The organism is Desulfitobacterium dehalogenans ATCC 51507 (assembly GCF_000243155.2).
Lineage (GTDB): Bacteria > Bacillota > Desulfitobacteriia > Desulfitobacteriales > Desulfitobacteriaceae > Desulfitobacterium > Desulfitobacterium dehalogenans.
The window spans coordinates 2182461-2206011 of the sequence record NC_018017.1 but is presented as its reverse complement, the minus strand read 5'-3'; the positions used below and the strand labels follow the sequence as shown (position 1 = coordinate 2206011).

General features: G+C 46.0%; 22 protein-coding genes. 18 read left to right on the top strand and 4 right to left on the bottom strand.

The window, feature by feature from the left end:
* Window positions 1-5 precede the first annotated feature (5 nt).
* The 13 genes from DESDE_RS10695 (at window position 6) to DESDE_RS10640 (ending at window position 15755) form a co-directional block, all read left to right on the top strand.
* Window positions 6-1685 (top strand): hydantoinase/oxoprolinase family protein, encoded by a 1680-nt coding sequence (locus DESDE_RS10695; protein WP_014794027.1) that lies wholly within the window; start codon window positions 6-8, stop codon window positions 1683-1685.
* A complete protein-coding gene (locus DESDE_RS10690) occupies window positions 1682-3007 on the top strand; it encodes a histone deacetylase family protein (RefSeq protein WP_014794026.1) in 1326 nt (441 codons plus the stop codon). The genes DESDE_RS10695 and DESDE_RS10690 overlap by 4 nt, the downstream gene beginning before the upstream one ends.
* Entirely contained in the window at window positions 3004-5052 is a 2049-nt protein-coding gene (gene mutL / locus DESDE_RS10685; protein WP_014794025.1) for a DNA mismatch repair endonuclease MutL, read from the top strand. The genes DESDE_RS10690 and mutL overlap by 4 nt, the downstream gene beginning before the upstream one ends.
* 12 nt (window positions 5053-5064) lie before the next feature.
* Entirely contained in the window at window positions 5065-5904 is an 840-nt protein-coding gene (locus DESDE_RS10680; protein WP_014794024.1) for a class I SAM-dependent methyltransferase, read from the top strand.
* Window positions 5901-6845 (top strand): tRNA (adenosine(37)-N6)-dimethylallyltransferase MiaA, encoded by a 945-nt coding sequence (miaA, locus tag DESDE_RS10675; RefSeq protein WP_014794023.1) that lies wholly within the window; start codon window positions 5901-5903, stop codon window positions 6843-6845. Before DESDE_RS10680 ends, miaA begins: the two co-directional genes overlap by 4 nt.
* A gap of 34 nt (window positions 6846-6879) precedes the next feature.
* Window positions 6880-7131 carry an RNA chaperone Hfq gene (hfq, locus tag DESDE_RS10670; RefSeq protein WP_014794022.1) on the top strand — a complete coding sequence of 84 codons (252 nt, stop codon included), beginning with the start codon at window positions 6880-6882 and terminating at the stop codon, window positions 7129-7131.
* A 615-nt stretch (window positions 7132-7746) separates the two neighbouring features.
* Entirely contained in the window at window positions 7747-7908 is a 162-nt protein-coding gene (locus DESDE_RS22045; RefSeq protein ID WP_169314438.1) for a hypothetical protein, read from the top strand.
* Window positions 7909-8015: 107 nt separating this feature from the next.
* Window positions 8016-9848, top strand: a complete 1833-nt coding sequence (gene typA, locus DESDE_RS10665; protein ID WP_014794021.1) for a translational GTPase TypA — start codon at window positions 8016-8018, stop codon at window positions 9846-9848.
* A 68-nt stretch (window positions 9849-9916) separates the two neighbouring features.
* Complete coding sequence (locus DESDE_RS10660; RefSeq protein ID WP_014794020.1) at window positions 9917-10882, top strand: AAA family ATPase; 966 nt, start codon at window positions 9917-9919, stop codon at window positions 10880-10882.
* A gap of 38 nt (window positions 10883-10920) precedes the next feature.
* Window positions 10921-12513, top strand: a complete 1593-nt coding sequence (hflX, locus tag DESDE_RS10655) for a GTPase HflX (protein WP_014794019.1) — start codon at window positions 10921-10923, stop codon at window positions 12511-12513.
* Between the two features lie 194 nt (window positions 12514-12707).
* Window positions 12708-13970, top strand: a complete 1263-nt coding sequence (locus tag DESDE_RS10650) for a methionine gamma-lyase family protein (RefSeq protein WP_014794018.1) — start codon at window positions 12708-12710, stop codon at window positions 13968-13970.
* 9 nt (window positions 13971-13979) lie between these two features.
* Complete coding sequence (gene lepB, locus DESDE_RS10645) at window positions 13980-14534, top strand: signal peptidase I (protein ID WP_014794017.1); 555 nt, start codon at window positions 13980-13982, stop codon at window positions 14532-14534.
* Between the two features lie 135 nt (window positions 14535-14669).
* Window positions 14670-15755 carry a D-alanine--D-alanine ligase gene (locus DESDE_RS10640; RefSeq protein ID WP_014794016.1) on the top strand — a complete coding sequence of 362 codons (1086 nt, stop codon included), beginning with the start codon at window positions 14670-14672 and terminating at the stop codon, window positions 15753-15755.
* An 82-nt stretch (window positions 15756-15837) separates the two neighbouring features.
* On the opposite strand, the gene DESDE_RS10635 is transcribed toward DESDE_RS10640, so the two are convergent.
* Together DESDE_RS10635 and lexA are read right to left on the bottom strand one after the other, a co-directional pair.
* On the bottom strand, window positions 15838-16950 hold the full coding sequence (locus tag DESDE_RS10635) for a hypothetical protein (RefSeq protein WP_014794015.1): 1113 nt from the start codon (window positions 16948-16950) through the stop codon (window positions 15838-15840).
* Between the two features lie 48 nt (window positions 16951-16998).
* Window positions 16999-17613 carry a transcriptional repressor LexA gene (lexA, locus tag DESDE_RS10630; protein WP_014794014.1) on the bottom strand — a complete coding sequence of 205 codons (615 nt, stop codon included), beginning with the start codon at window positions 17611-17613 and terminating at the stop codon, window positions 16999-17001.
* Between the two features lie 284 nt (window positions 17614-17897).
* Between lexA and DESDE_RS10625 the strand changes: the two genes are divergently transcribed.
* The 5 genes from DESDE_RS10625 (at window position 17898) to DESDE_RS10605 (ending at window position 22278) form a co-directional block, all read left to right on the top strand.
* Window positions 17898-18146, top strand: a complete 249-nt coding sequence (locus DESDE_RS10625; protein ID WP_242831226.1) for a LysM peptidoglycan-binding domain-containing protein — start codon at window positions 17898-17900, stop codon at window positions 18144-18146.
* Window positions 18147-18205: 59 nt separating this feature from the next.
* Window positions 18206-19057 (top strand): M23 family metallopeptidase, encoded by an 852-nt coding sequence (locus tag DESDE_RS10620; protein WP_014794012.1) that lies wholly within the window; start codon window positions 18206-18208, stop codon window positions 19055-19057.
* Between the two features lie 124 nt (window positions 19058-19181).
* Window positions 19182-20228 (top strand): D-alanyl-D-alanine carboxypeptidase family protein, encoded by a 1047-nt coding sequence (locus DESDE_RS10615; protein ID WP_014794011.1) that lies wholly within the window; start codon window positions 19182-19184, stop codon window positions 20226-20228.
* A gap of 111 nt (window positions 20229-20339) precedes the next feature.
* Window positions 20340-20561 (top strand): hypothetical protein, encoded by a 222-nt coding sequence (locus DESDE_RS10610; RefSeq protein ID WP_014794010.1) that lies wholly within the window; start codon window positions 20340-20342, stop codon window positions 20559-20561.
* Between the two features lie 733 nt (window positions 20562-21294).
* Entirely contained in the window at window positions 21295-22278 is a 984-nt protein-coding gene (locus tag DESDE_RS10605; protein ID WP_014794009.1) for a tyrosine-type recombinase/integrase, read from the top strand.
* A 2-nt stretch (window positions 22279-22280) separates the two neighbouring features.
* Here DESDE_RS10605 and DESDE_RS10600 read toward each other — a convergent pair whose 3' ends face one another.
* Together DESDE_RS10600 and DESDE_RS10595 are read right to left on the bottom strand one after the other, a co-directional pair.
* Window positions 22281-22490: a hypothetical protein gene (locus DESDE_RS10600; RefSeq protein ID WP_242831225.1), complete on the bottom strand. Its 210-nt coding sequence runs from the start codon at window positions 22488-22490 to the stop codon at window positions 22281-22283.
* Between the two features lie 54 nt (window positions 22491-22544).
* Window positions 22545-23081 (bottom strand): GNAT family N-acetyltransferase, encoded by a 537-nt coding sequence (locus tag DESDE_RS10595; protein ID WP_019850471.1) that lies wholly within the window; start codon window positions 23079-23081, stop codon window positions 22545-22547.
* Window positions 23082-23551 lie beyond the last annotated feature (470 nt).

Below are 23551 nucleotides of genomic sequence, written 5' to 3'. Positions count from 1 at the left end.
TAATTATGGCATACCAAGTTGGAATTGACGTCGGAGGGACGTTTACTGATGGGGTACTTATTCACAACAATCGCCTGATCAATAAAGCTAAAGTTCCTACTCAACAAGATAATTTGTTGGACACCTTGCTCCATGCTCTGGAACATCTTGATGTCTTTAAACAGCCTGTTGAGCAGATTACAGTCAGTACTACTTTGGTGACCAATGCCATTCTGGAAAACAAATTGCCTCCTATAGAATTATTTCTCTTTCCAGGCTCCGGTATGCGGTTGGATGCTCTGCCCTGGCCTGTACCCTATCATGCACTCATGGGTGAAATCGACTATCGGGGCAGGGAGGTGTCTCCCCCGGATGAGTTGGAATGGCGGAGGCTTTGCAACCGGCTGGATTTTGAATCCGTCCATCAGGCAGCCGTTGTCAGTAAGTTTTCTCACCGGAATAATCTTCTGGAAGATAGCTTAGCTCAGTTTTTGAGCAAGAAGTATCCCCAACTGGATATTGCTTTGGGCTGTGAATGGGGGCATGCCAATTTTTACCGCCGCAGTCTCACCACCTATCTCAACACCGCCAGCAAAAACCTTTTTAAAACATTCGCCTCCCAATTGCATCAGGCCGTGGAGAAAAATGGCTCGAAGGCTGGGATTACCGCTCTGAAAGCGGATGGAGGAATCTTACCCATTGATCAGCTCCGTCCGGTGGAGTCCATTAATTCCGGTCCTGCAGCCAGCGTCATTGGCGCTTTGGCCCAAACGGATCCCCGGCAGTCCTTTGTGGTAGTGGATATTGGGGGAACGACCACGGATATCGGCCTGATTCTGTCGGGAGAACCTCTCCTCAGTGCTCACGGTGCACAAATCGGTCCTTTTTTGACCTTGATTCCCACCTTAGCCACCCGTTCCATCCCTGTCGGAGGAGATTCTGCCGTTTTGCCTTCACCTGATGTGCCTGAGGGCTTTACCCTTGCTCCCTATCGCAAGGGCCCGGCCTATTGTTTGGGAGGGGAATACCCAACCCCCACCGATGCCATGCGCTATTTGAAACGGGTAGAGCATGGAGATTATGCCCGGGCTGAAGAAGGCTTAGCTTCTTTGTTATCTCCGGAAGCCCGGAATCCCCAAGCTCTTCATCAATTAGCTCTGAAAATTTTAGAGAAGTTTGCGGAAGAGGTAGCCAACGCTTTCTCTATCTTACATAAGGAGTGGCAAGAGGAACCCGCCTATAAGGTGTGGGAGGTTCTCCACCCCCATAGTGCCAAAGATTTTTATATCTGGGTCAGTGGCGGCAGTGCCCGGGGCATCGCTCCTTCCTTGGAAGACAAAGTCCACTTGCCTGTACGCTTTACCCAACATGCGGATGTCTCTAATGCCATCGGTGCGGCCTTAGCCCGGCCGACCTTATCCTGTACCCTTCATTTGGATACGACGATCCGCTCCTACCGAATTGAGGAATTCGGAGAACAGAGGGAATGGCTGGGTTCAAAACGTCCCCATAAGGAGATCCAGGAATTCCTGCACGGAATTGCCCGTGAAAGGGCCCAAAGCATTGGTTTAGATCTTAATGAACTGGAATTTAAGACCCAACCTTTTGATTTTTTCCCAGTTGTTAAAGGTTACGAAACAGTTGGTCAAATAATCCGGGGTTCTGTGGTTGTTCCCCCCGGAGTGGTCGGGAGGCTTGAGGTATGAAGCATACAGGATTATTATTTTTCCCCGCTTTTGACTGGTCTTTAGGAGATACCCATCCTGAACGGGAGGAAAGACTCCTTTATACCCAAGAACAATTGTTTGAAGAGGGGGTCATGGATTTACCCCAGATCAAACGGTATTCTCCAGGTCTTGCTTCATTAAAGGATGTCCAACGGACTCAGGGGATTTTTCCCTCCCCGGAAGGTCATGATTTAGATGCTCATTTGATCGCCGCCGGAAGTTCCCTGGTTCTGGGAGAGGCATGGGCCAAAAAGGAGATCCATAATGGCTTTGCCCTGGTGCGCCCGCCGGGTCACCACTCAGGAGCTACGGTCTTAGGGAATCGAGGGTTCTGCACCTTAAACAACGAAGCGATACTGATTAATCATCTTCGTACCTTCTATGGGATAAAAAAAGTGGCTATCGTGGATACGGATGTTCATCACGGAGATGGTACACAGGATATTTTTTATCATGATCCCAATGTACTTTTTGTTTCCATTCATCAGGATGGACGGACTCTCTACCCCGGAAGCGGCTTTATCTACGAGAAAGGCGGACCCAATGCCTGGGAGACTACCTTGGATATTCCTCTGCCCCCCGGTACCGGGGATGAAGATCTTCACCATGTCCTGGAAAACTGGGTTCTCCCTAAGCTTCGTGATTTCCAACCGGATCTGATTATTAACTCGGCCGGTCAGGACAATCACTTCACCGATCCCTTAGCTTCCATGAGTGTGACAGCCCGGGGCTATGGAAGAATCACAGAGCTGCTCAATCCGGACCTGGCTGTCCTGGAGGGAGGATATTCCATTGAAGGAGCCTTACCCTATGTGAATCTGGCCATTGTCTTAGCTTTAGCGGGAGAGGATTATCAGGGAGTGATCGAGCCCCAAAAACCTCGTCATCCCCACAGCGGCTCCAATGCCTTCCGGGGCTTCCTTAAGGAGTTGAAAGAGCAATACCGCCGGGCTAAGCCGGACTGGACCATCCGCACCGATAGTTTTCTTCCCTCGGGGAAATGGGTTTACATTCCTCACTCCGTATATTATGATACGGAAGGTTTCCGGGAGGCACGTAAAGACTGGATCCGCCAGTGCAGTCATTGCGGCGGAACGGTGCTCATTGAAAGCCAGCATACTATAACAGGCAATACTTTTGCCTTAGTGCGGATTCCTTTTGAAGCTTGCCAACAATGCACCCAGGCGGGATATGATTTATGGGAGCATTTTATCGGGCGCAAAACATCCGTATTACTCCAAGATCAACGAAATAATGAGGTTGAGCTTTGGCATCTGGATAAGGGGGTAACTCATTTTTGACCGCTAAAATCCAAATCCTGGACATACAAGCTGCCAATCAAATCGCTGCCGGTGAAGTGGTGGAGCGCCCTGTTTCTGTGGTGAAAGAGCTGATTGAAAACGCTCTGGATGCCCAGGCTACTCTAATCGAAGTCATCATAGAGGGAAGCGGTGTGGAAAGGATCCGGGTCCAGGATAACGGACAGGGAATACCTGCCGACGATCTGCCCCTAACCGTCCTGCGTCACGCCACCAGTAAAATACGCAGCATTGATGATTTAAGCAATTTACTCACTCTTGGTTTTCGCGGTGAAGCTTTGCCCAGCATTGCTTCCGTCTCCAAGCTGGAAATCATCAGTCGTCCGCCCGAGGAAATTTCCGGGAGGGTTTTGCGGATTCTGGGAGGGGAGCAGCTGGAGTTCTCCGAGACCGGCTGTCCTCCGGGAACCACTATCACGGTCGATGATTTATTTTATAATACACCTGCCCGGCGTAAATTTTTAAAATCCAAAAACACGGAATTTGGCCAAATCTCCGATATCATCGGGCGGCTTTCTTTAGCCCGGCCTGATGTTTCCTTTACCCTGAAGCATCCTAAAATCCTTGTCCTTCAAACACCGGGAAAAGGACATTTGCTGGAGAGCATAGGCGCAGTCCTCGGCCAAGCCACGGCCCGTCGTCTCTTGCCCTTATCCTGCTCACTGGGAGATTGGCAGTTGGAGGGTTATATTAGTCCGCCGGATCTGGTTCGTTCCACTAAACAAGGAGAGACCTTGATCGTTAATCAGCGGATTATCCGTTCCAACAGTATCAGCCGTGCTGTTTCAGAAGGGTATCATACCTTGATTCCTTCTAAACTTTATCCCATCACCGTATTGAAATTGCATATCCCACCCCATGAGTACGATGTCAATGTCCATCCCACTAAAATGGAAATCCGCTTCCATAAAGAAAGAGAACTGATGGAGTTTATTGCCGACAGCATTCGCAGGACTCTTCTCGAGGCCCGTCCCATAGCACCCTTTGTCAAGAATTCCTCAGCCCCTAAAAACCCCCCCGCCGGCAGTGACAAGCCTGCCCAGGTGGCCTTGAACTTCATCCCTAAAGGCCCTCAGAGCCCGTCTCAGAGCAAAACTGCACCTATACCTTATAAACCCTTTGGCAACGCACCTTCAGAGCCTGCAAAAGGGATTTCCGCTCCGCAAAATAGCGCAATAGATTGGCGAGAGTTCATAGAGATAGGGGAGAATCCTACAAGGGACTTTAATTTCAAAGCTCCATTGCCCCTTAATGAGCATTGCAGAGAGAAAGAAGAGCATCCTTCTGAATTCTTCCCCGAATCACATGATACATTAAAAAACTCCCTCCAGAAGCCCGATATTTATTCAGTGGGAAAAGAGGTATGTACACCGCCAACCGCTGAGCAGGAAATGTTGGTTAAAGAAGAGGACTATGGAATCACCGATGACATCAAAGATCAAAGCCCTCTTCTGGCCTTAAGGCCTATCGGGCAGGTTTTTAACACGTATATTCTGGCCACAGATGGGGAACAGCTTGTCATATTTGACCAGCATGCTGCCCATGAGCGTATTAATTACGAACGCCTACTGGCAGAACACCAAAAAAATCCCGGAAACAGTCAAATGTTATTGATTCCACTGCCCATGGAGTTTACCCCCGGGGAGGAAGAGGCTTTGCTGGAGCATTTCCTTCTACTCAACGATATGGGATTTATTCTTGAGCAATTTGGAACACGCACCTATCTCCTGCGCGGCATCCCAGCCTATAGCGGCCCCTACCAAGGGGAGCATCTCCTGCGGGACTTCCTTGACCAGGTCCTGCTCAATCATATTCCTCCAACCATGGATCAATTGTTGGAGGAGTGGATCTATATGCTGGCCTGTAAAGAGTCCATTAAAGCCAAGGAAAACCTGACCCATTTTGAAATGGAGCAATTGATCGTTCAATTGAGTAAAACCCTGAACCCCTATACCTGTCCCCATGGCCGGCCAACCATGATTCAACTCACTAAAGAAGAGCTGGAGCACCGCTTTTATCGTAGTTAGGAGCAGCATTTAATGAACCACTCAACAGTAATTCTCAAGATCACCCATCCCAAGGATCCGGATTTAAAGGCAAAGTCCCTTTGGTTTTCAGAGCAACCTGGCGTTACCTTGCTAACCCCTCAAAAGAAGTTCCTGGAAAAAACGGTCGAAGAACCAAAGTATCCCCTCCTCCATATTTCCCGTAAAGGAACCTATCTGGAAGCGGGGGGCAATCGATTGCAGTTTCATCCCAGTATGGCTTTGCTGCGGGTCCTGCAGATCCTCAGAGGAGAAGGGGATCGTTTTCTGGAGGCGACCGGACTGCAAGGAGGAGATGTCTTTTTAGATGCCACTTTAGGGCTGGGAACGGATGCTTTAGTAGCGGCCATGCAGGTAAGGGGACAGGGAAAGGTCATAGGTATAGAGCACTCTCCCATTTTAGCAGCTCTTGTTAAAGATGGGTTACGGTCCTTAGCTCAAGGGGATTACCCTCATGTCCAAAATCTGGACAAGGCCAAGGCCTGGCAGGCCTTATCAGAAGCTGCTCAGCGCATTGAAGTTTTTTGGGGAGATCATCTTGAACTGCTGGCCCGCTATCCTTCATCCTTTGCGGATGTGGTTTACTTTGACCCCATGTTCCGCCACACCCGGGAAAAAAGCGCATCCATCCGTCCTTTGCATGAGGTTGCCAATTCCTGCTCCTTGGAAAGTGAAGCTGTTGCAGAGGCCTGCCGCATAGCCAAAAGACGGGTTGTTCTTAAAGAGAGAAAAGGAAGTCAGGAATTTAGCCGTTTGGGTTTTTCTATTCGAGAAGGGGGGAACTATAGTCATATAGACTATGGGATAATCCACAAAGGGGGAGCAGGTTCATGAAACCCTTAGTCATCATCGTAGGACCTACAGCCGTAGGAAAGACAGCACTCGGGGTTGCCCTTGCTCAAGCCCTCCAGGGTGAGATTATCTCAGGGGACTCCGTTCAGGTATACCGTAAGCTGGATATCGGGTCCGCTAAGCCAACTTTAGAAGAGCAGGGAAATATACCCCATTATCTGCTTGATGCTTTGGATCCTACTGAACCTTTCACTGTGGCCCAATTCCAGACTTTGGCCCGTCACTCCATTCAGGATATCCAAAGCCGGGGCAAGGTGCCTATTGTTGTCGGCGGGACAGGACTTTACATCCGTTCCTTAATCGATCCTTTTCAATTTGCCGAGCACGGCTCAGAGCCTATTCGCAATTTCTGGACCGCATTTCTTTCTGAACGAGGTAAAGAGGCTCTACACCAGGAGTTGGAAAAAAGGGATCCGCTCAGTGCCCAACGTCTCCATCCCAATGATACGGTTCGCATTATCCGTGCCCTGGAAATCTGCCAATTAACCGGTAAGCCTTTTTCAGAAATCCGCGGTCATCAGGACACTGTTTATCCGCCTTTGGCTTCTTCAATTCTCTATGTAGGGCTTACCGCACCGCGGGACATTATTTATGAACGAATCAATCACCGTTGTGAGCAGATGGTGGCCTCGGGTCTGATCGAGGAAACTCAGAATTTAATTCAAGAAGGCTACTCCCCAAAGCTTAAGCCCTTGCAAAGCATAGGTTATCGACACGCCTTGCTCTATCTTTACGGCAAGGTGACCCTCCCGGAGATGATGAGAATCTTTCAAAGAGATACCCGGCATTTCGCCAAGCGTCAACTCACTTGGTTTCGCAGGGATCCGCGAGTGGTTTGGCATGATACTTATAACGAGAATATGACAAATATTCTTGAATTCTTGATAGACACTTGCAGAGGGATTCAAAGTCGTGTAGAATAGGAAAATAGAAATAGATGGTGGTGGAGGTAAAAAAATGAATAAAGCGCCCATCAATTTACAAGATACCTTTTTAAACCAAGTCCGAAAAGAGAATATGCCGGTCACGATTTACTTAGTGAATGGCTTTCAATTAAAAGGTTTAGTCCGCGGATTTGATAATTTTACAGTTGTCATTGAATTTGAAGGTAAACAGCAAATGGTCTACAAACATGCTATTTCAACTGTAATGCCTCTTCGTCCCATTAATCTAATGGCTGCGTCCCAAGCCTCGGCTGAAGAACGTTAAGAATAAGGTCAATAGGTAAAGCCTGATTCAAATCAGGCTTTTTTCGTGTTTCAGAATTGCTTGGAGCTTGAGCGGCATCAATTGGGGGATGAAAAGAAGTGTCGTCCGGGTCGCGTAGCTTTACGCACAACGGTCACTCCATAGCTCCGGGGCTGGTCCACTCGCCTTCTTAACAGTCGAGCCAAACCTCAGGGTAATACCTGATGTGAACCATGGCTCGCCTATGTTAAGAAGGCCTCGTTGACCCGAACGCCCCTCCGCTTAAAGAAAGCTTGGTTTATGGTGAGTGAAGCGAAGCAGAAGCCTTAGCTGCCTTATACACAGTGAAAGTCGTTCCCTTTTGTGCGCAAAGCTACGCCTTGCGAGTCTCTTTCAGTTTTTTTTTGAAGTCTGGGGCCTTTTGCGAGAACTTTCTGGGGTCGTTTCCAGGATTGCCGACCATGCCGCACAAGCGGCGTCGGTAAAGACGGAAAAAGCTGCTCGGTTAGCGTAACTTATTCACAAAGCCCTGCAGGCATAGACCCGAAAAGTAGCCCAAGGATTTTGCTTTACAAAAGGGAGCGAATTTAAGCGAGCGGAAACAAAACTTCGCGAAAAGCACGCAGCGGAGAAAGGTTGGAAACAGGACGTTTCCAACCCGCCATTGAGCAGGAGCGATTTGGCGGGGTACCTTTCGGAGCGGAGAGCTTGAGCGTTAGTTTTGTCCGCGCAGCTTATGGAGCGACCGGTGTAAAGCAAAATCCTGGAGAATCAACCTTCAGATCTTTTTCAATGTAACTTCAGTGCAGCGCGGAAAATATAACTAAAAATAACGTGTTGTAGAGATAATAAAGGCATGGTATATTTAAAGTTAGTGTAATTTAGTCATGAAAGGGAAATTATTGATGAAATCAATGAATATTCGTAATATCGCCATTATTGCTCACGTGGACCATGGCAAGACAACCTTGGTTGATGCGATGCTTAGACAAAGCGGAACCTTCCGAGCCAATCAAAATGTTGTGGAGCGGGTTATGGACTCCAATGACCTGGAGAGGGAGAGGGGTATTACCATTCTCTCTAAGAATACAGCGGTCAATTGGTTGGATACAAAAATCAATATTGTGGATACACCAGGTCACGCCGACTTTGGCGGTGAAGTGGAACGGGTCTTGAAGATGGTGGACGGGGTACTCTTGATTGTGGACTCTTTCGAAGGGCCCATGCCCCAAACACGTTTTGTTTTAAGAAAGGCTTTAGAGCTTAAACTTGTTCCCATCGTGGTGATTAATAAGATTGACCGTCCGGATGCTCGTCCTGCTGAAGTAGTGGATGAGGTCCTGGACTTATTTATCGAATTAGGTGCCGATGATGAACAGCTGGATTTCCCGGTGATCTACGCCTCCGCACGGGATGGACTGGCCGGTATGGAGCCTGATCAGCTCACCCATAGCTTTGAGCCCCTTTTCAAGGTGGTTCTGGAGCATATTCCTGCCCCCAGTGTGGATGTGGAAGCCCCTCTGCAGCTTTTGGTTACCACCCTTGATTACGACGACTATGTGGGCAAGATCGTCATCGGCCGGATTGTCCGCGGTAAGGTTCGTCAAGGTGAAAGTATCACCTTGATCAAACGGGATGGCAGCTTTGAGCGGGCCAAAATCGGCAAAGTCTATACCTATGAAGGGTTAAAACGCATCGATGTACCGGAGGCAGAGGCTGGAGAAATCGTGGCTCTCACAGGCTTAACTACCGCTAATATTGGGGAAACTGTAGCTGATGCCAGCAATCCGGAGGCTTTGCCGGTGATTGAAGTGGATGAGCCTACGTTGACTATGAATTTTATTGTTAATAACAGCCCCTTTGCCGGACTGGAAGGGGAATTTGTTACCTCCCGTAAACTGAGGGAACGCTTATATAAAGAGATTGAGACCAATGTAAGCCTCCGGGTTGAAGAAACGGATTCGGCAGATTCCTTTAAGGTATCCGGCCGCGGCGAGCTCCATTTATCCATTTTAATTGAGAACATGCGCCGAGAGGGCTATGAGCTCCAGGTTTCCAAGCCTGAGGTGATCTATAAAACCGTGGATGGAGAGAAATGCGAACCGATTGAATATCTCATCTGCGATATTCCTGAAACCTCCATGGGAACGGTCATCGAATTGCTGGGGAAACGGAAGGCGGAAATGGTCAATATGACCCATATTTCTCAGACCCAAATGCGGGTGGAATTTAAAGTTCCCGCCCGCGGACTCATCGGTTTCCGGGGAGATTTCCTAACCGAAACCAGGGGAGAGGGGATCATGAGCCATGTCTTTCACGGTTATGAACCCTTTAAGGGAGAAATTCCCGGCAGAAGCCGGGGGGTTTTAATAGCTTTTGAGACAGGAGAAGCCACAACCTACGGGCTGCACTCTGCTCAAGAGAGAGGAATCACCTTTATCGAACCCGGCACCAAGGTCTATGAAGGAATGATCGTCGGGGAAAGCAACCGGGAGCAGGATATTGAAGTCAATGTGGCACGAAAAAAACATGTCACCAATATGCGCTCCAGTAATGCCGAGGAAGCTCTTCGTTTAGAGAAGGCAAAAATCTTTACCTTAGAGCAGGCCCTGGAGTATATTGATGACGATGAACTGGTAGAGATCACCCCGAAGAGCATTCGCTTGCGGAAGAAGTATCTCGACAAAAATGCCCGTGTCCGCTATGCAAAATCCCTGGCTTCCAACAGCGCAAAATGAGATAATAATTAAGGACACCTTTCCCGTCTTTCTGCGTATAGTAGTAAAGACGGGAGGTGTCACATCTTATGGCAATACGTATTACCTTTCCGAGGGAAAAAAATCAGCCTCCGATCGTTCAAACACCGCGGACTCACAAGACAGCGGCCATCGTGGATTCATCTTCTGAATTATCCCGTGGACGAAAGGTAACTCAACATTCATCGGAAAACAGCACCACGGCTGAGATCATTGCTGAACTCAATGCCCTCGTTGGTTTAACCACAGTCAAACGTCTCATCTACGAGATTCAAGCTTACATAGAGATCCAAAAGAGACGGACACGAGAAAAACTGGTGGCAGAACCCCTGGTCCTTCATATGATTTTCCGAGGCAATCCTGGAACAGGTAAAACCACGGTGGCTCGTTTAATCGGCAGGCTCTTTAAGGAAATGGATGTTCTGCAAAAAGGACATATTATTGAATGTGAGAGAGCGGATCTCGTGGGGGAATACATAGGTCATACGGCACAAAAGACTCGGGACATGGTCAAAAAGGCTTTGGGAGGGATTCTCTTTATCGACGAAGCCTATTCTTTAGCCCGAGGGGGAGAAAAGGATTTCGGCAAAGAAGCTATTGATGCCTTGGTGAAGGCCATGGAGGATCATAAAAATGATCTCATTCTCATCTTAGCCGGCTATAAACACGAGATGGAGTGGTTTTTACAAACCAATCCCGGCTTAAGATCCCGCTTTCCCATCCATATTGATTTCCCTGATTACTCTATCGAAGAGCTGCTGAGCATTGGGGACTCCATGCTTAAAACACGCCAATATCAGTTCACCTCTGATGCCCGTGACGCTTTCCGCTTTATGCTGCAGGGAGTCCTGAATTCCCACCCTTATGCAGGGAATGCCCGCTTAGTACGCAATATGGTGGAGAAAGCTATTCGCAAACAGGCCGTACGACTCTATGAAAAATCCACTTCATCCCGTGAAGAACTCATGGGGATTCTACCCTGTGATTTGAGCCTGGAGGATGAAGACTTAAAGTAACAGGAATGACATTCGTTATTTATACAGCGGAGGTTCAAATGGATATTTTGGGTGATACCTCTGGGATTCGCGGAACCCAGCTTAAAGAACTCAAAGATTTGACTTCGCTCCGGACGGCCCGTCCGGAGCTTATCCATTATGATTTATTAATGGGAATCTGCAATTTAACCAGTCTGTGGAATAAAGAAATAGCCCTTTATATCAATCGCTCGGGAATGGTCAGCGCCGTGGCTGTCGGACAGCATGCTGCGGTCAAGCTGCCCCCTCTTCCAGCCCGTCAAACGGGACGTTTGCGCTGTATCCATACCCATCCCAGCGGAAACCCTCAGCTCAGTCCTATGGATCTAAGCGCCTTGAGTTCCGCCGGGCTGGAAAGCATGAGCAGTATCGGGGTTAGAAATGGACAGGTCACAGGAGTTGAAATTGCCTTTTCAGGAGATTCAGGCTATCCAATCCTGGCCTTAAGTCCTGAGGAGCTTATGAACTTTTCCTACGACACGGCAGTTCAGGACTATCGCCTACGCCCCCCCAGCCCGGTTCTCAAGGTATCTGAGCGGGAGAAAGCCTTTCTGGTCGCTCTGGAGGAAGAAGAACCGGGACTTGAGCTGCTGACGGAGCTGTCGGAACTTGCCCATTCTTCAGGTGTTGAAGTGGTAGGACAGATTCTTCAGCCTAAACGGTATGGGAGCCCGGTGAGTTACCTGGGAAAAGGAAAACTGCAGGAGTTAACCCAGCACCTGCAAAACAGCGGTGCCAATGTCCTTATCTGTGATGATGAGCTTTTACCTGTACAGCTGCGAACTCTGGAGCAGGCTACAGGGATTAAGGTGCTGGACCGTACCACATTAATCCTGGATATCTTTGCCCAACGAGCCAAATCAAGAGAAGGTAAGCTTCAGGTGGAGCTGGCCCAGCTTAAGCATCTTTTACCCCGATTGACCGGTCAGGGACTCAGTCTTTCCCGGCTGGGCGGGGGAGTAGGAACCCGTGGCCCCGGAGAATCCAAACTGGAAATGGATAAGCGGCGGGTAAGAAAGAAAATCAATCTCTTAGAGGATGAACTGGGTGAAATCCGCAAGACCCGCACCACTCAGAGGCGGCAAAGAGAAAAAAGCGGCATCCCCCTGATTGCTTTAGTCGGTTACACCAATGCGGGAAAGACCACTTTTTTGCAAAAGGCCATGGAGCAAACCCGTTCCAAGGGAGAAAGTGTCAAGGGAGAGGACAAGCTCTTTGCCACCCTTGATCCTATCGTACGAGGGATACGCCTGGATCGAAAGACGGAGATATTGCTTAGTGATACCGTAGGATTTATTCAGAAATTACCTCATCAACTTCTCCATGCCTTTCTCGCTACTCTTGAAGAAGTGCAGAATGCCGATATTTTAGTTCATGTCTTGGATGCCAGCCACCCCAGAGCCTTAGAGCGTGCCGATACGGTTCATAACATTTTAGGGCAATTGGAGTGCAGCCACAAGCCACGGATTACCTTACTGAACAAAATTGATAAAATAGACCATCCTTCCGATCTAAGCCGTTTAGCTCAAGAACTGTCCCATCCCATACCCGTGTCCCTCATTGAAAACAATTCACTGACCCCCGTATGGAATAAAGTCCTTGAACTCCTCTAGTGTAGTGGCACGTTGACTTTCAGCCAAATGACACAGGATGAATTTTCAGTCTGCAAGGCGGAGGAGTGAGGCGTAGTGGTGCTACGCCGATGGACGACAACGCAGCAGATGGAAATTCAGACAAGTCATTGGGCGAAATGTGAACGTGCCACTACACTAACGAGAAAGATGGATACAACGAGGAGGTTTCACCATTGTTTTTAGATAATCTGCCCAGAAAAATTCTCGAGGCAAAAGGTCAGGCTGAACAGCTTTTACAGCTGCAGGAAAAGACCCTACTTGATATTGCGGAACATAATCACGCCAAAGTACTGGAAGCCTTTCAGGAAGAGAGAGTAAGCACCTATCATTTGCAGGGCTCCACAGGTTATGGCCTTGGAGATAGCGGCAGAGAAACTCTGGATCGGGTCATGGCCCGGATCCTGGGCACGGAAGCTGCTTTAGTCCGGGGACAATTTGTCTCCGGAACCCATGCCATTGCCACAGCCTTATTTGCTGTCCTTCGACCCGGTGATCATTTTATTTCCGTTACGGGAGATCCCTATGATACACTGGAAGAAGTGATTGGCATCCGGGGAACAGGGCAGGGGAGCCTTAAGGATTTCGGGGTAGCTTATGACTCGATTCCCCTTAGTGAAGAGGGAACAATTCAGTATCCTTTGGTTGGTCAAGCTATAAAACCCAATACGAAACTGCTTATTCTTCAGCGTTCCCGGGGTTATGCCTGGCGTAATTCCCTTCATATGGAGCAAATCGCCGAATTTGTGGATTATGTCCGTGAGCATTTTCCTAAACTTATTATTTTTGTGGACAATTGTTATGGCGAACTTGTAGAAAAACGCGAACCCGGGGATGTGGGAGTAGACCTCTTAGCAGGATCCCTGATTAAAAATTTGGGAGGGAGTTTAGCTCCCACAGGAGGATATATTGCCGGCAAACAAGAACTCGTTGAGAAAGCCGCCTGCCGTTTAACAGCTCCAGGGATTGGGGGAGAGGTGGGAGCTACCCTCAGCTGGCAGCTTCAGTTCTTCCAAGGGCTTTTCTTCAGTCCTTTGACCGTGAGTGAGGCGATTCGGGGGGCGATTTTTTCCGCCGCCTTTTGGCAGGCCTTAGGGTTCGAAGTGAATCCTCTTCCCGATGGCCTGCGGACGGATCTTATTCAAGCCGTCAAGCTCAATTCGCGAGAGGCCATGATTGCTTTTTGTCAAGGCTTCCAGAAAGGCTCGCCTGTCGATAGTCATGTCCTGCCCATTCCGTCGGGAATGCCGGGGTATGAGGATGAAGTCATTATGGCAGGAGGAACCTTTATTCAAGGTGCGACCAGTGAGTTCTCTGCAGACGGTCCTATGCGGGATCCCTTTATCGCTTACCAGCAAGGCGGGATCTCCATGAATTATATTAAGTTTGGGAATCTATTAGCGGCTCAAAAACTTTGGGAACAAGGATTACTAAAGTGAGGTGCACACATGGAAAACGAACAAGATATCAAAGTAAAAGCGAAAAGTACCTTAAAACTCATGATTGAAATCATCGAAATTGTGATTATTGCCTTTGCCTTATCCTGGGTCATTCGCACCTTTGTATTAGAGGCAAGGTTAGTCCCAACCGGGTCCATGCTGCCGACGATTCAGCTGCAAGACCGCATTATTGTCGATAAATTCTTTTTTAAACATTTTGGTGATTTTGAACGAGGAGATATCATCGTTTTTCATCCACCTTCCAGCGCCCATTCTTCCGACGATTTTATCAAACGTTTGATTGCCTTACCAGGGGATACCATTGAAATAAAAGACCATAAGACCTTTATCAATGGCCAACAGGTGGAAGAGCCCTATGTCATGGAGCCTCAGATTAAAAATTTGGAGCCCTTGGTTGTGCCGGAAGGTTCTGTTTTTGTCATGGGAGATAATCGCAATAACAGTGCCGATTCCCGGGAATGGGGTTTTTTGCCGATTGAAAACATCTCCGGAATGACTCTGTTTCGTTATTGGCCCATGAGCCGATTTGGAGCAATTGATTAAAGGCAGCTTTTTCACCCCTTTGCATATAGTATAGAGTAGACTTGTTGCTCGGGTTGTGTAGCTTTACGTTGCTATGGACTCTTTTCAAGTTTTCTGGGCTATTTTCTAAATAGAATAGAGAGGATGGGTGCGCGAATGACACGGCAAAAAATTATTATTCTTTTCGGAGGTCAGTCCGGAGAACACGAGGTTTCCCTGAACTCTGCCAGTTCTGTACTTAAGGCCATTGATAAGGAAAAATATGAGGTAGAGACCCTTGGTATTTCCAAAAGCGGCCAATGGCATTGGGGAATACGTCCTGAACAATGGCAGCAAGATCCCACTTTACAAGGTATTCTCGTCAATCTCGTCCACGACCCTTCAAACCCCCGCTTTATAGCCTTGGACGGCAGCACCCTTCCTCAGGATGGGACATTTGACTTGATTTTTCCTGTTCTGCATGGACCCTTCGGAGAGGATGGAACCATCCAGGGATTGTTTGAAATGGCTAATATTCCTTACGCAGGCTCAGGAGTCCTTGGCTCCGCACTGGGTATGGATAAAGACCGTATGAAAGCAGTGTTTACCGAAGCCGGCCTGCCTCAAGCCCCTTATCTCACCGTACTTAGAACGACGCTCCAAAAGATGATGGAAAAAGTGCTTCATGATATTGAACACTCTCTGGGCTACCCTTGTTTTGTCAAGCCGGCTAATTTGGGTTCCAGTGTGGGGATTTCCAAAGCACGGAACAGAGAGGAGCTCATCAACGCCCTTCATCTTGCGGCAGAATACGATCGCAAAATTGTGGTAGAGCAAAACATTGTGGGACGTGAAATCGAGCTGAGTGTACTGGGAAATGAGGATGCGAAAGCCAGCATCCCGGGAGAAATTCTTCCTTCCAAGGATTTTTATGATTATGAAGCCAAATACATTGACACCGGCTCTCGATTGGTGATTCCTGCTCCTCTGGACCAAGAGGTGGTAAAGAGCTTGCAGGAAAAAGCTGTAGCAGCCTTTAAAGCCGTCGAAGCCTGCGGCTTAAGCCGGGTAGATTTCTTCGTTACTGAAGGCAATCAGATCTACATCAACGAAATCAATACCATGCCGGGGTTCACTCAGATCTCCATGTATCCAAAGCTTTGGGAAGCCAGTGGAATCCCATACTCCGAATTGATCACCCAATTGATTGAACTAGGCTTCCAGCGCTTTAGGGACAGTCGTTCCCGGAAAATATCCCTTTAATATGTCGGTACTCAGCCCTGAAAGCCGTTTAGATAGCGGAATTCAGGGTTTTACTTATGTATGCGTATAATCGTGATTAACTTCATAAATTCTCCCCGTTATATCGTTTAATGGGATTATTTCTTCCGAAGTTGACGGTATACACCGCTTCAAGAATTTCATCTTTGCGGGCGGTGATTTCAGCTTTCGGCAAGTCTAAAATTATATCCTCCAACACATAGGGACCATTTTTAAAATGCCCGACTGAAGCTCCGCGAAACTCACCGTCAATCAGCAGATATTGCAGGGTCTCATGCTCAGGGTGCTTGAATTGTTCTTTCAGCCGATGCTCATTGGACTTGACTAAAAAATCATTGCGATGCATGGCAAGGACGAATTGGGGTGTTTCCTTGGCATAAGTTCGCAGCAATGCCCAATCAGATTTCAGTAGGTAACTGTTTCCCATCTCTATAAATATGCCGTCGGCAAGCATCCCCTCAATCGCCTTTTTGATCTCTTTCCCCGGCAGTTTATAAAACGACTTTACCATATCCCCATCAAATAAAACATGGCGATAGGCAAAGCGTTGTAATAGGATCTTCAGCGACTCCTGCCGAGAATAACGTACCAGATCTGCATTGGGAAACATTTCGGTAAATTTATACCAGCTCCGATCCCATTCTCCGTCGTATTGATCTTCGTAAATTAAAAATGCTTCCTGCAGGCGGTGGAGTGCAGGGGTTATCTCCTTCACCAGCATCCCGGTGAATTCCTTCATCTGCTGGATGGTTAAGGGACCTTCCCGCTTAATCAGATCCAGCAGCACGTGTTGGTGTTCCGATGGTTTGTCAAGGGGCTTGCGATACAGCGCGGCGAACAATTCCAAATCCTCAACCATAATCCAGCCTAGATTGCCGCCCGCAAACCGCCCTTTGATGAGTTTACGAGTGCTTTGCCTTTTTCGGTTGAATTCGATGTCGTCAAAATCAGCACGGAAGGTTAAACTTGGCGGGTCGCCGAAACCATTCCAGTAAATACTCTGCCCAGGCTGTGCGTCACGGTAAAGTGATATGTATTCTTCCTCACTTGCCTTGTATGAAAGAAATTGCCGCTCCATGCGAAGGGCCCTAATAGTTTGACTGTCAACGATCTTAATGACCTCCTTTACTTGTACTTCAAGTTCTATTGTGCAATAAAAAAGCAGATATCCACCCACATCATTGTGGAATGGAGGTCTGCTTTTTATTGCCACGTACCTTATAAATCAGTGTAAAATACGAAATACCCCAATAACCTTACCCAAGACAGTGACATCCTGGGAGTAGATAGGCTCCATATAAGGATTTTCAGGTTGAAGGCGGATGAGTGTTTTTTCTTTGTAGAACCGTTTTACCGTAGCCTCTTCACCGATCATGGCAACCACGATCTCTCCGTTACGGGCCAGTTTTTGCTGGCGTACTAAAATAAGATCCCCGTCCATAATTCCTGCATCAATCATACTTTCACCTTTAACTCTCAGCATGAACACCGTATCTGAGTTAACCAGATCCATTGGAAGCGGGAACGTATCTTCGATATTTTCCTGGGCCAAAATAGGCTGGCCGGCGGTCACCTTGCCAATAATGGGGACAAAAACAGTTCTCTTTTCATTGGGATCGCTGGAGCTGTCTAATATCTCAATGGCTCGAGGTTTCGTTGGGTCGCGGCGTATGTACCCCTTTTCTTCAATGGTCTGCAAATGCCCGTGAACAGTAGAGCTGGACATTAATCCAACTGCATCGCCTATTTCGCGAACAGAGGGGGGATAACCCTTTTCTCGAATAACCCGTTTAATATACTCTAATATATCAGTCTGTCTCTGCGATAAATCAGGATACACCCAATTTCCTCCCTTCATATATTCTAAATCTATTTTAGCATTAAATACCTCTGTGTGCAAACAAATGTTCGAAAAAGTATTGACGAATTCCCGTGCTCTCCTTTATACTGTTCTCAGGAACCTATGTTCGTATATATTTGGATTTTATGAGAACATAAAGGAGGATTATTATGAGTACTTGTTCTTCTTCCGTCCGCCATTATAGAAGCTATAATAGAGACTATCGAAATTATCGAATGAGAAAACTGCTAAGGCAACTATGTTCTTATTTGCTGCTTTTTCTCATGATATTTGGAAGTATGGGCTGGTTCTTCTGGGATTGGAATCAGGCAAACAGCAGAGTAGAGAAACTTGTTTTCCAACCGCAAATCGTTCAATCCGGAGATACTCTCTGGTCCTTAGCTGAGAACTCCGGCCTGCAAATCGATACCCGTACACTCGTTCTTAAGATTATGGAATACAATCAACTCACCGATACCACGATACAAACCGGTCAAGTGATTTATACTCCTATCTCAGAGAATCAACCTTAACTATACTTCTAATCCAGCCTTTCCTCCCATATTATGCATTGTAGAGAGGGGAGAGGGGAATGAGGATACGCAGAAGTATCAAACCGAGACAAAAGCACTGGACTTTATTCCTAAAAGTCCTTGTGATCATCCTGATCAGCACAGCCGTCTGGAAGGGCATACATAAGAAACCGGCTATCTCCTCCGATATCTATCCTTATCTCCTGAATCTACCGGCTGAGCTTGTTTTACAATGTCAGAAGGAAGGGAAAGAGATTTCTCCTACGGCCTGGGCAGATTTAATAGCGATACGAAGCACCGTCACTAAGGATGAGGAACTCTATCTCGTCCAACAGTTGCAACAGGATATAGATTTCGAAGAACTCTCCTGGCAAAACAGTGAATTTCAGATCAGTGAAGAAGCGGTCAAACAAATCCTCTGGAAGCGACATGTTCTTTTAACCTATCCCTTTTATGAACCGGGCCGTTTTGTCTTTCCGGTGATTGGTAAGGTCTGGTACATGGATACCTTTGGAGCAGACCGGGAGGGCGGGGTACGCAAACATGAAGGAACGGACATTTTCGGCGCAGAAGGTATTCCCGTCATCAGTATTGGGAACGGCAAAATTGAGAGGTTAGGCTGGAATCGGCTTGGAGGAGAACGGGTAGGTGTTAGGGGAGAGGACGGGAACTATTATTACTATGCTCATCTAAACACCATAAACCCTCATCTTCAGGAAGGTCAAAAAGTTAAGAAGGGGGATTTTTTAGGAACCTTAGGGCATACCGGAGATGCTCTTACAACTCCTGATCATCTACATTTTGGTATTGAGCTTCCTAATGGAGAGTGGGTCAATCCTTATCCTTTCCTAACTATTTGGCAGCAAAGTCAGGAAGAAAATGCCCTTTCACAGAAGAATTCGATTTCATAGAAAGGACTCTTCACGCAAAAGCTTGCCCTTATCCTTAAAATTAATTATTATATATAAGAGGTCAAGACTAAGATCACCCGATCTACAAGAAAGATTTCAATACATTCTATAAAGAAGGCAAGATATGAGTAAAAAATCAAAGAAAAGAATTCCCTTTACGCTTTTAACGATTATCATCACAGCGATAATCGTTTTAACCTTTTTTCCAGGTTTGTTGGACCGAACAGGTTTAGCGGATACCCTCCATACCCTAAGTTCCAGTCCATCAATTAACAAAAGCGATCCTGTTACAAAGGATGCAGAAAAGACTAGCCCAAACACACCCGGAACTTCTCCTGCTCAATTTTCGGATACCCCTGAATATAATCCGCCTGAAGACTCCAGTTATCTTATGCTTAACCTAAGAACAGGGGAGAGGCTTCTGGAGAAAAACGGAGATACACGCCGAGCACCCGCCAGCACAGTAAAACTTTTAACTGGGCTTCTTGTTCATGAAAAACTTCAAGAGGATGAGCTCATTACCTTAGGAGAAGAAGTCAAGGTCGAAGGATCTGTACTTGGCCTTAAGCCTGGTGATAAGATACTTGTAAAAGACTTATTTACAGCAATGTATGTATTCAGTGCCAATGATGCGGCTAGTGCGTTAGCTGTGGCAGCTTATGGTTCCATGGATGACTTTATTCAGGCTATGAACCGGTATGCCCTTGAACTCGGCTGTACGGATAGTCAGTTTAAGACGGCCAATGGCATGCCGGCACAAGATCAATACACCACGGCAAAAGATTTAGCCATCATTGCCTCAAAATTCACGGAGAATCCAACTCTCATGGATTATGTTAAGCAAAAAAAGGCATCTGTAAACTGGACTGATGCCAACGGATGGAAACAGGTTCGGGAAATCTCTAACACAAATCAACTTTTAGGTATTTATCCGGGAGATCAAGGCCTTAAAACAGGAACCACCACTGAAGCGGGCCAGTGCCTTGTTACATATGTCACAATGGGGGATGGAGACCTCTTATTGGTCCTATTAGGCAGTGAGCAGCGTTATACGGACACAGTTGAGTTATTGGATCAAGGAATAGCTAAGATACGAACACGGGCGGCATTAAAAAATATCTTAAGCAGTCCGGAGGCATTTTATAATATGCCGGGATTTTTCGCACCATAGTCGAGAATGAATAGGGTCAGTTATCTGTTATTGCATAAAGTAGTATCAATAAAGTGATTACCATAAAGAAAACAACCGAAGTTTAATCATTAAATATTGGAGTGCTGAATCATGAAACAATACGGAGAACCTTGTGTTCTTGAACATCGACTCTGTACAGAATGCGGTGAATGCGATCGCTGCGAATTAAATAGGGAAAAAATCTGTGATAATTGCTGTCAATGTATAGAATCTACAGCTGACTATGTAGGGATTGAAATCGACGAAATTATAATCAATACCGAAGATATCCGAACCGAGCACCCTGGTAAAGCTTTTAAAATCAAACACTAAGACAAAACCTTCCCGAAAAGGGAAGGTCCTTATTTTTTTATTTTGGGTCCTATAATGAATATTATGTAAAGTAATAAGGATGGTTGGATAGAGGTGGCCCTGAATTAGCCTGAATTAGCCTGGTTGAATTATTTTGCTCATTTTATTTTGTAATGTGCCAAGTCTATGTGTAATTTCTATTATGTAATGCAATTTTGCTATTTAGCTTTTTACTTTGTAAGCATACCATTGCAAACACTTTAATACTTATACGATAGTATTTATGACGTATTCAATGACGCTGCTCACAAATGCAATTCAATCCGATAGTATAATTTAATTTTAGTATATTCAATTGACCTTTAGCTTGGATTACTCTTAAAATTACGGCTAAAGCAAGATACGGAGCATTTAAAAGCCTCAACAAGGTTTAAAAACTTAATGGCCAATGCCATTTCTATTAATACAGCGGTATTATTACAATTACAACTGTATCTATGTCAAACAATCAAAATTACACAGTTTTCTATAGAACATTTTTCTGACATTGACTCTAAAATCCGTCTAAGATTTGCATGGTTACATAGAACATACTATCAAACCCGATACTGCTTACCACCCAATTTCAACTCTGCGCTAAATATCGTTTTAATACATAGTTGATTTTGCCTCTTTTATCCCCTAGAATATGAGTTATAGAGATCAATATGATCAGCAAATCGATACTCAAATAACTGAATGTAGGTGAATCATCATGGCAGATATTTTTAATATCCCTCTACCCTCTTATGCATTTACATATATTAATCATTTAGGAGTAATCAATCGCTCCCCACATACACAAAAGGCCTATGCTCAGGAACTTTTTCTCTTCCTGCAATTTATTTGTGACTGTAAACCGGACTTCCCTCCCTCCCCTTCTTCCTTGACTATCGAACATATTCAGCAAATTCAACATACTGATATCGAAGCTTATTTAAACTGGGCCCGAACCCATAGGAAAAATGGCGTCAGAGCCTTAGCTCGCAAGCAAGCAGCCATCAAATCCTTTTATCGCTACTTATTGCGAGAGGACTTCATCTCAAAAGACATTACCATAAAGCTTAATCCAATTGCACAGAATCAAAAAGCTCCCAAAGCCCTTGAACCGGAGCAAATTGCTGACTTAGTGGATATCATAGAGACCGGTACGGGCTTAAGTGAAGGTCAACTTAAATACCATCTCTATACAGAGAAAAGAGATTATGCCATCTTCCTGACCTTCATAGGTACGGGCTTGCGATTAAGTGAGCTATATGGCCTAAACTTACAAAGCATCGACTTTAACAAGGGTTGTTTTTTCGTTATCCGCAAAGGAAATAAAGAAACCAACATCTATTTTAACGCCGAAGTCGCGACGGCCATACAGGATTATATTAAGAATGAACGCCCTCGCTATGTCATCCAACAAACCGATGCCCTTTTTCTTTCGATCCAGGGCAATCGCATGAGCAAAAGAGCTATCCAGGATCTGATCAAAAAGTATATGACCATTCTCCAAAACTTTGGTCATAATACGGAGAGCTTTAGTGCTCATAAATTGCGCTCGACCTTTGCGACCCTCCTGCTGCGTGAAACAGAAAACCTGGCCATCGTTCAGGACGCTCTTGGTCATAGCGACCCTAGAACCACAAGAATCTATGCCAAAGTTCTGGATGAGCAGTTAAGACGAGCAGCTGAGCATATTAAATTTCGATGATCTCATTCTCCCCCGTCATCAGCAATCTCTTCGATTGAGTCGATGGTATTGACATTAACCCGATCTCCGTCTGTAAGGGTAATATGATATTCCGCTTTAAGCAGCCCGGTAAAACTTTCTTCAACGGCCTCCAGGTCCTTTTCCGTTAAATAGGCTTGCCCCAAAAATCTCTCCTCATCACCAGTTAGAGTATAAATAGCGTATAGTTTCAACAAGCAAATCATCCTTTACAAAGAATTATTCTGATACTCCACATGAGTAAGCCTTTAATCTATACATAAGCCCATACAGCAAAAATCATAAAATTTCTCCGAAATCATAAGTTCTCTTGTAATCATTCCTTCCTGAACAAAGCCAAAACGCTTATATAGCTCAATCGCTTTAGCGTGATCACTTCTAACCCGAAGATTGAGCTTCTTAATCGTATTCGAATCCTTTGCCCATCGAATCAATTCTTTCAGCATAGCGCTGCCAATTCCTTGCCCCCAATAATCTTTTAAGACCGACAGTCCAAACTCTCCGGTATGCTGGGTTCGTGCCCTTGCCCCATTAACAAAGCTCAAACATCCAATCACCTTGTTGTCGACTAAGGCAAGTAGCATAATCTTATTCTTGGCATTGCGACTTTCTTCAATAATGGATTCCTCATCATTTGCTGATATACTAAGCTCTCCGGATCCGAAGGTCAGAAAATCGGATTCGCCACCAATCTTGTGTAAATAGTTAACTAATTCCTGAGCATCTTCTTTCACTGCTTCTCTGATTAAAATGAGTTGCCCATTTTTAAGCTGAATTGACTTCACATGTTCAACCTTCCTTCCTAACCATAGATTAATAACCACAATCTCATAATGTTCAGAGGGTTTGCGATGTCGGGTTAATGCATGACTATTCTCCCGATGTCCCAAACCCTCTGTCACATCTCATCAACATAGAGTTTTGCACTCTTTATAAAGATATTCTTCGTAAATCTAACTTTTCCTTCAAACTAGAAACCATCAATCATTGTATGAAATCGAAAAATTTGGCTGTTCTTGGATTAGGTTGTCACATCAATAGGCCAACTTCATATACTATATTAAAAACCCGGGAAGATATATGATATTCGCCAGGAGTACAGACTGGTGATGGGTGGCGCCTTGGGCGAAAAGAATTCAAAATCTTCATCGATGAAGATTTTGCCTTACTCTTAGACCTCAGTCCTGCTGGATATTAAGTATAAACCCTATAAAAAAAGCTGCGGTTTCCGAAGACCCCGTAGCTTTTTATTCTT

What these genes read in the sequence shown, in the direction of transcription:
- DESDE_RS10695 (WP_014794027.1), top strand. Translation starts at nt 6, where the DNA reads ATGGCATACCAAGTTGGAATTGACGTCGGAGGGACGTTTACTGATGGG.
- DESDE_RS10690 (WP_014794026.1), top strand. Translation starts at nt 1,682, where the DNA reads ATGAAGCATACAGGATTATTATTTTTCCCCGCTTTTGACTGGTCTTTA.
- DESDE_RS10680 (WP_014794024.1), top strand. Translation starts at nt 5,065, where the DNA reads ATGAACCACTCAACAGTAATTCTCAAGATCACCCATCCCAAGGATCCG.
- miaA (WP_014794023.1), top strand. Translation starts at nt 5,901, where the DNA reads ATGAAACCCTTAGTCATCATCGTAGGACCTACAGCCGTAGGAAAGACA.
- hfq (WP_014794022.1), top strand. Translation starts at nt 6,880, where the DNA reads ATGAATAAAGCGCCCATCAATTTACAAGATACCTTTTTAAACCAAGTC.
- typA (WP_014794021.1), top strand. Translation starts at nt 8,016, where the DNA reads ATGAAATCAATGAATATTCGTAATATCGCCATTATTGCTCACGTGGAC.
- DESDE_RS10660 (WP_014794020.1), top strand. Translation starts at nt 9,917, where the DNA reads ATGGCAATACGTATTACCTTTCCGAGGGAAAAAAATCAGCCTCCGATC.
- hflX (WP_014794019.1), top strand. Translation starts at nt 10,921, where the DNA reads ATGGATATTTTGGGTGATACCTCTGGGATTCGCGGAACCCAGCTTAAA.
- lepB (WP_014794017.1), top strand. Translation starts at nt 13,980, where the DNA reads ATGGAAAACGAACAAGATATCAAAGTAAAAGCGAAAAGTACCTTAAAA.
- DESDE_RS10640 (WP_014794016.1), top strand. Translation starts at nt 14,670, where the DNA reads ATGACACGGCAAAAAATTATTATTCTTTTCGGAGGTCAGTCCGGAGAA.
- DESDE_RS10625 (WP_242831226.1), top strand. Translation starts at nt 17,898, where the DNA reads ATGATATTTGGAAGTATGGGCTGGTTCTTCTGGGATTGGAATCAGGCA.
- DESDE_RS10620 (WP_014794012.1), top strand. Translation starts at nt 18,206, where the DNA reads ATGAGGATACGCAGAAGTATCAAACCGAGACAAAAGCACTGGACTTTA.
- DESDE_RS10615 (WP_014794011.1), top strand. Translation starts at nt 19,182, where the DNA reads ATGAGTAAAAAATCAAAGAAAAGAATTCCCTTTACGCTTTTAACGATT.
- DESDE_RS10610 (WP_014794010.1), top strand. Translation starts at nt 20,340, where the DNA reads ATGAAACAATACGGAGAACCTTGTGTTCTTGAACATCGACTCTGTACA.
- DESDE_RS10605 (WP_014794009.1), top strand. Translation starts at nt 21,295, where the DNA reads ATGGCAGATATTTTTAATATCCCTCTACCCTCTTATGCATTTACATAT.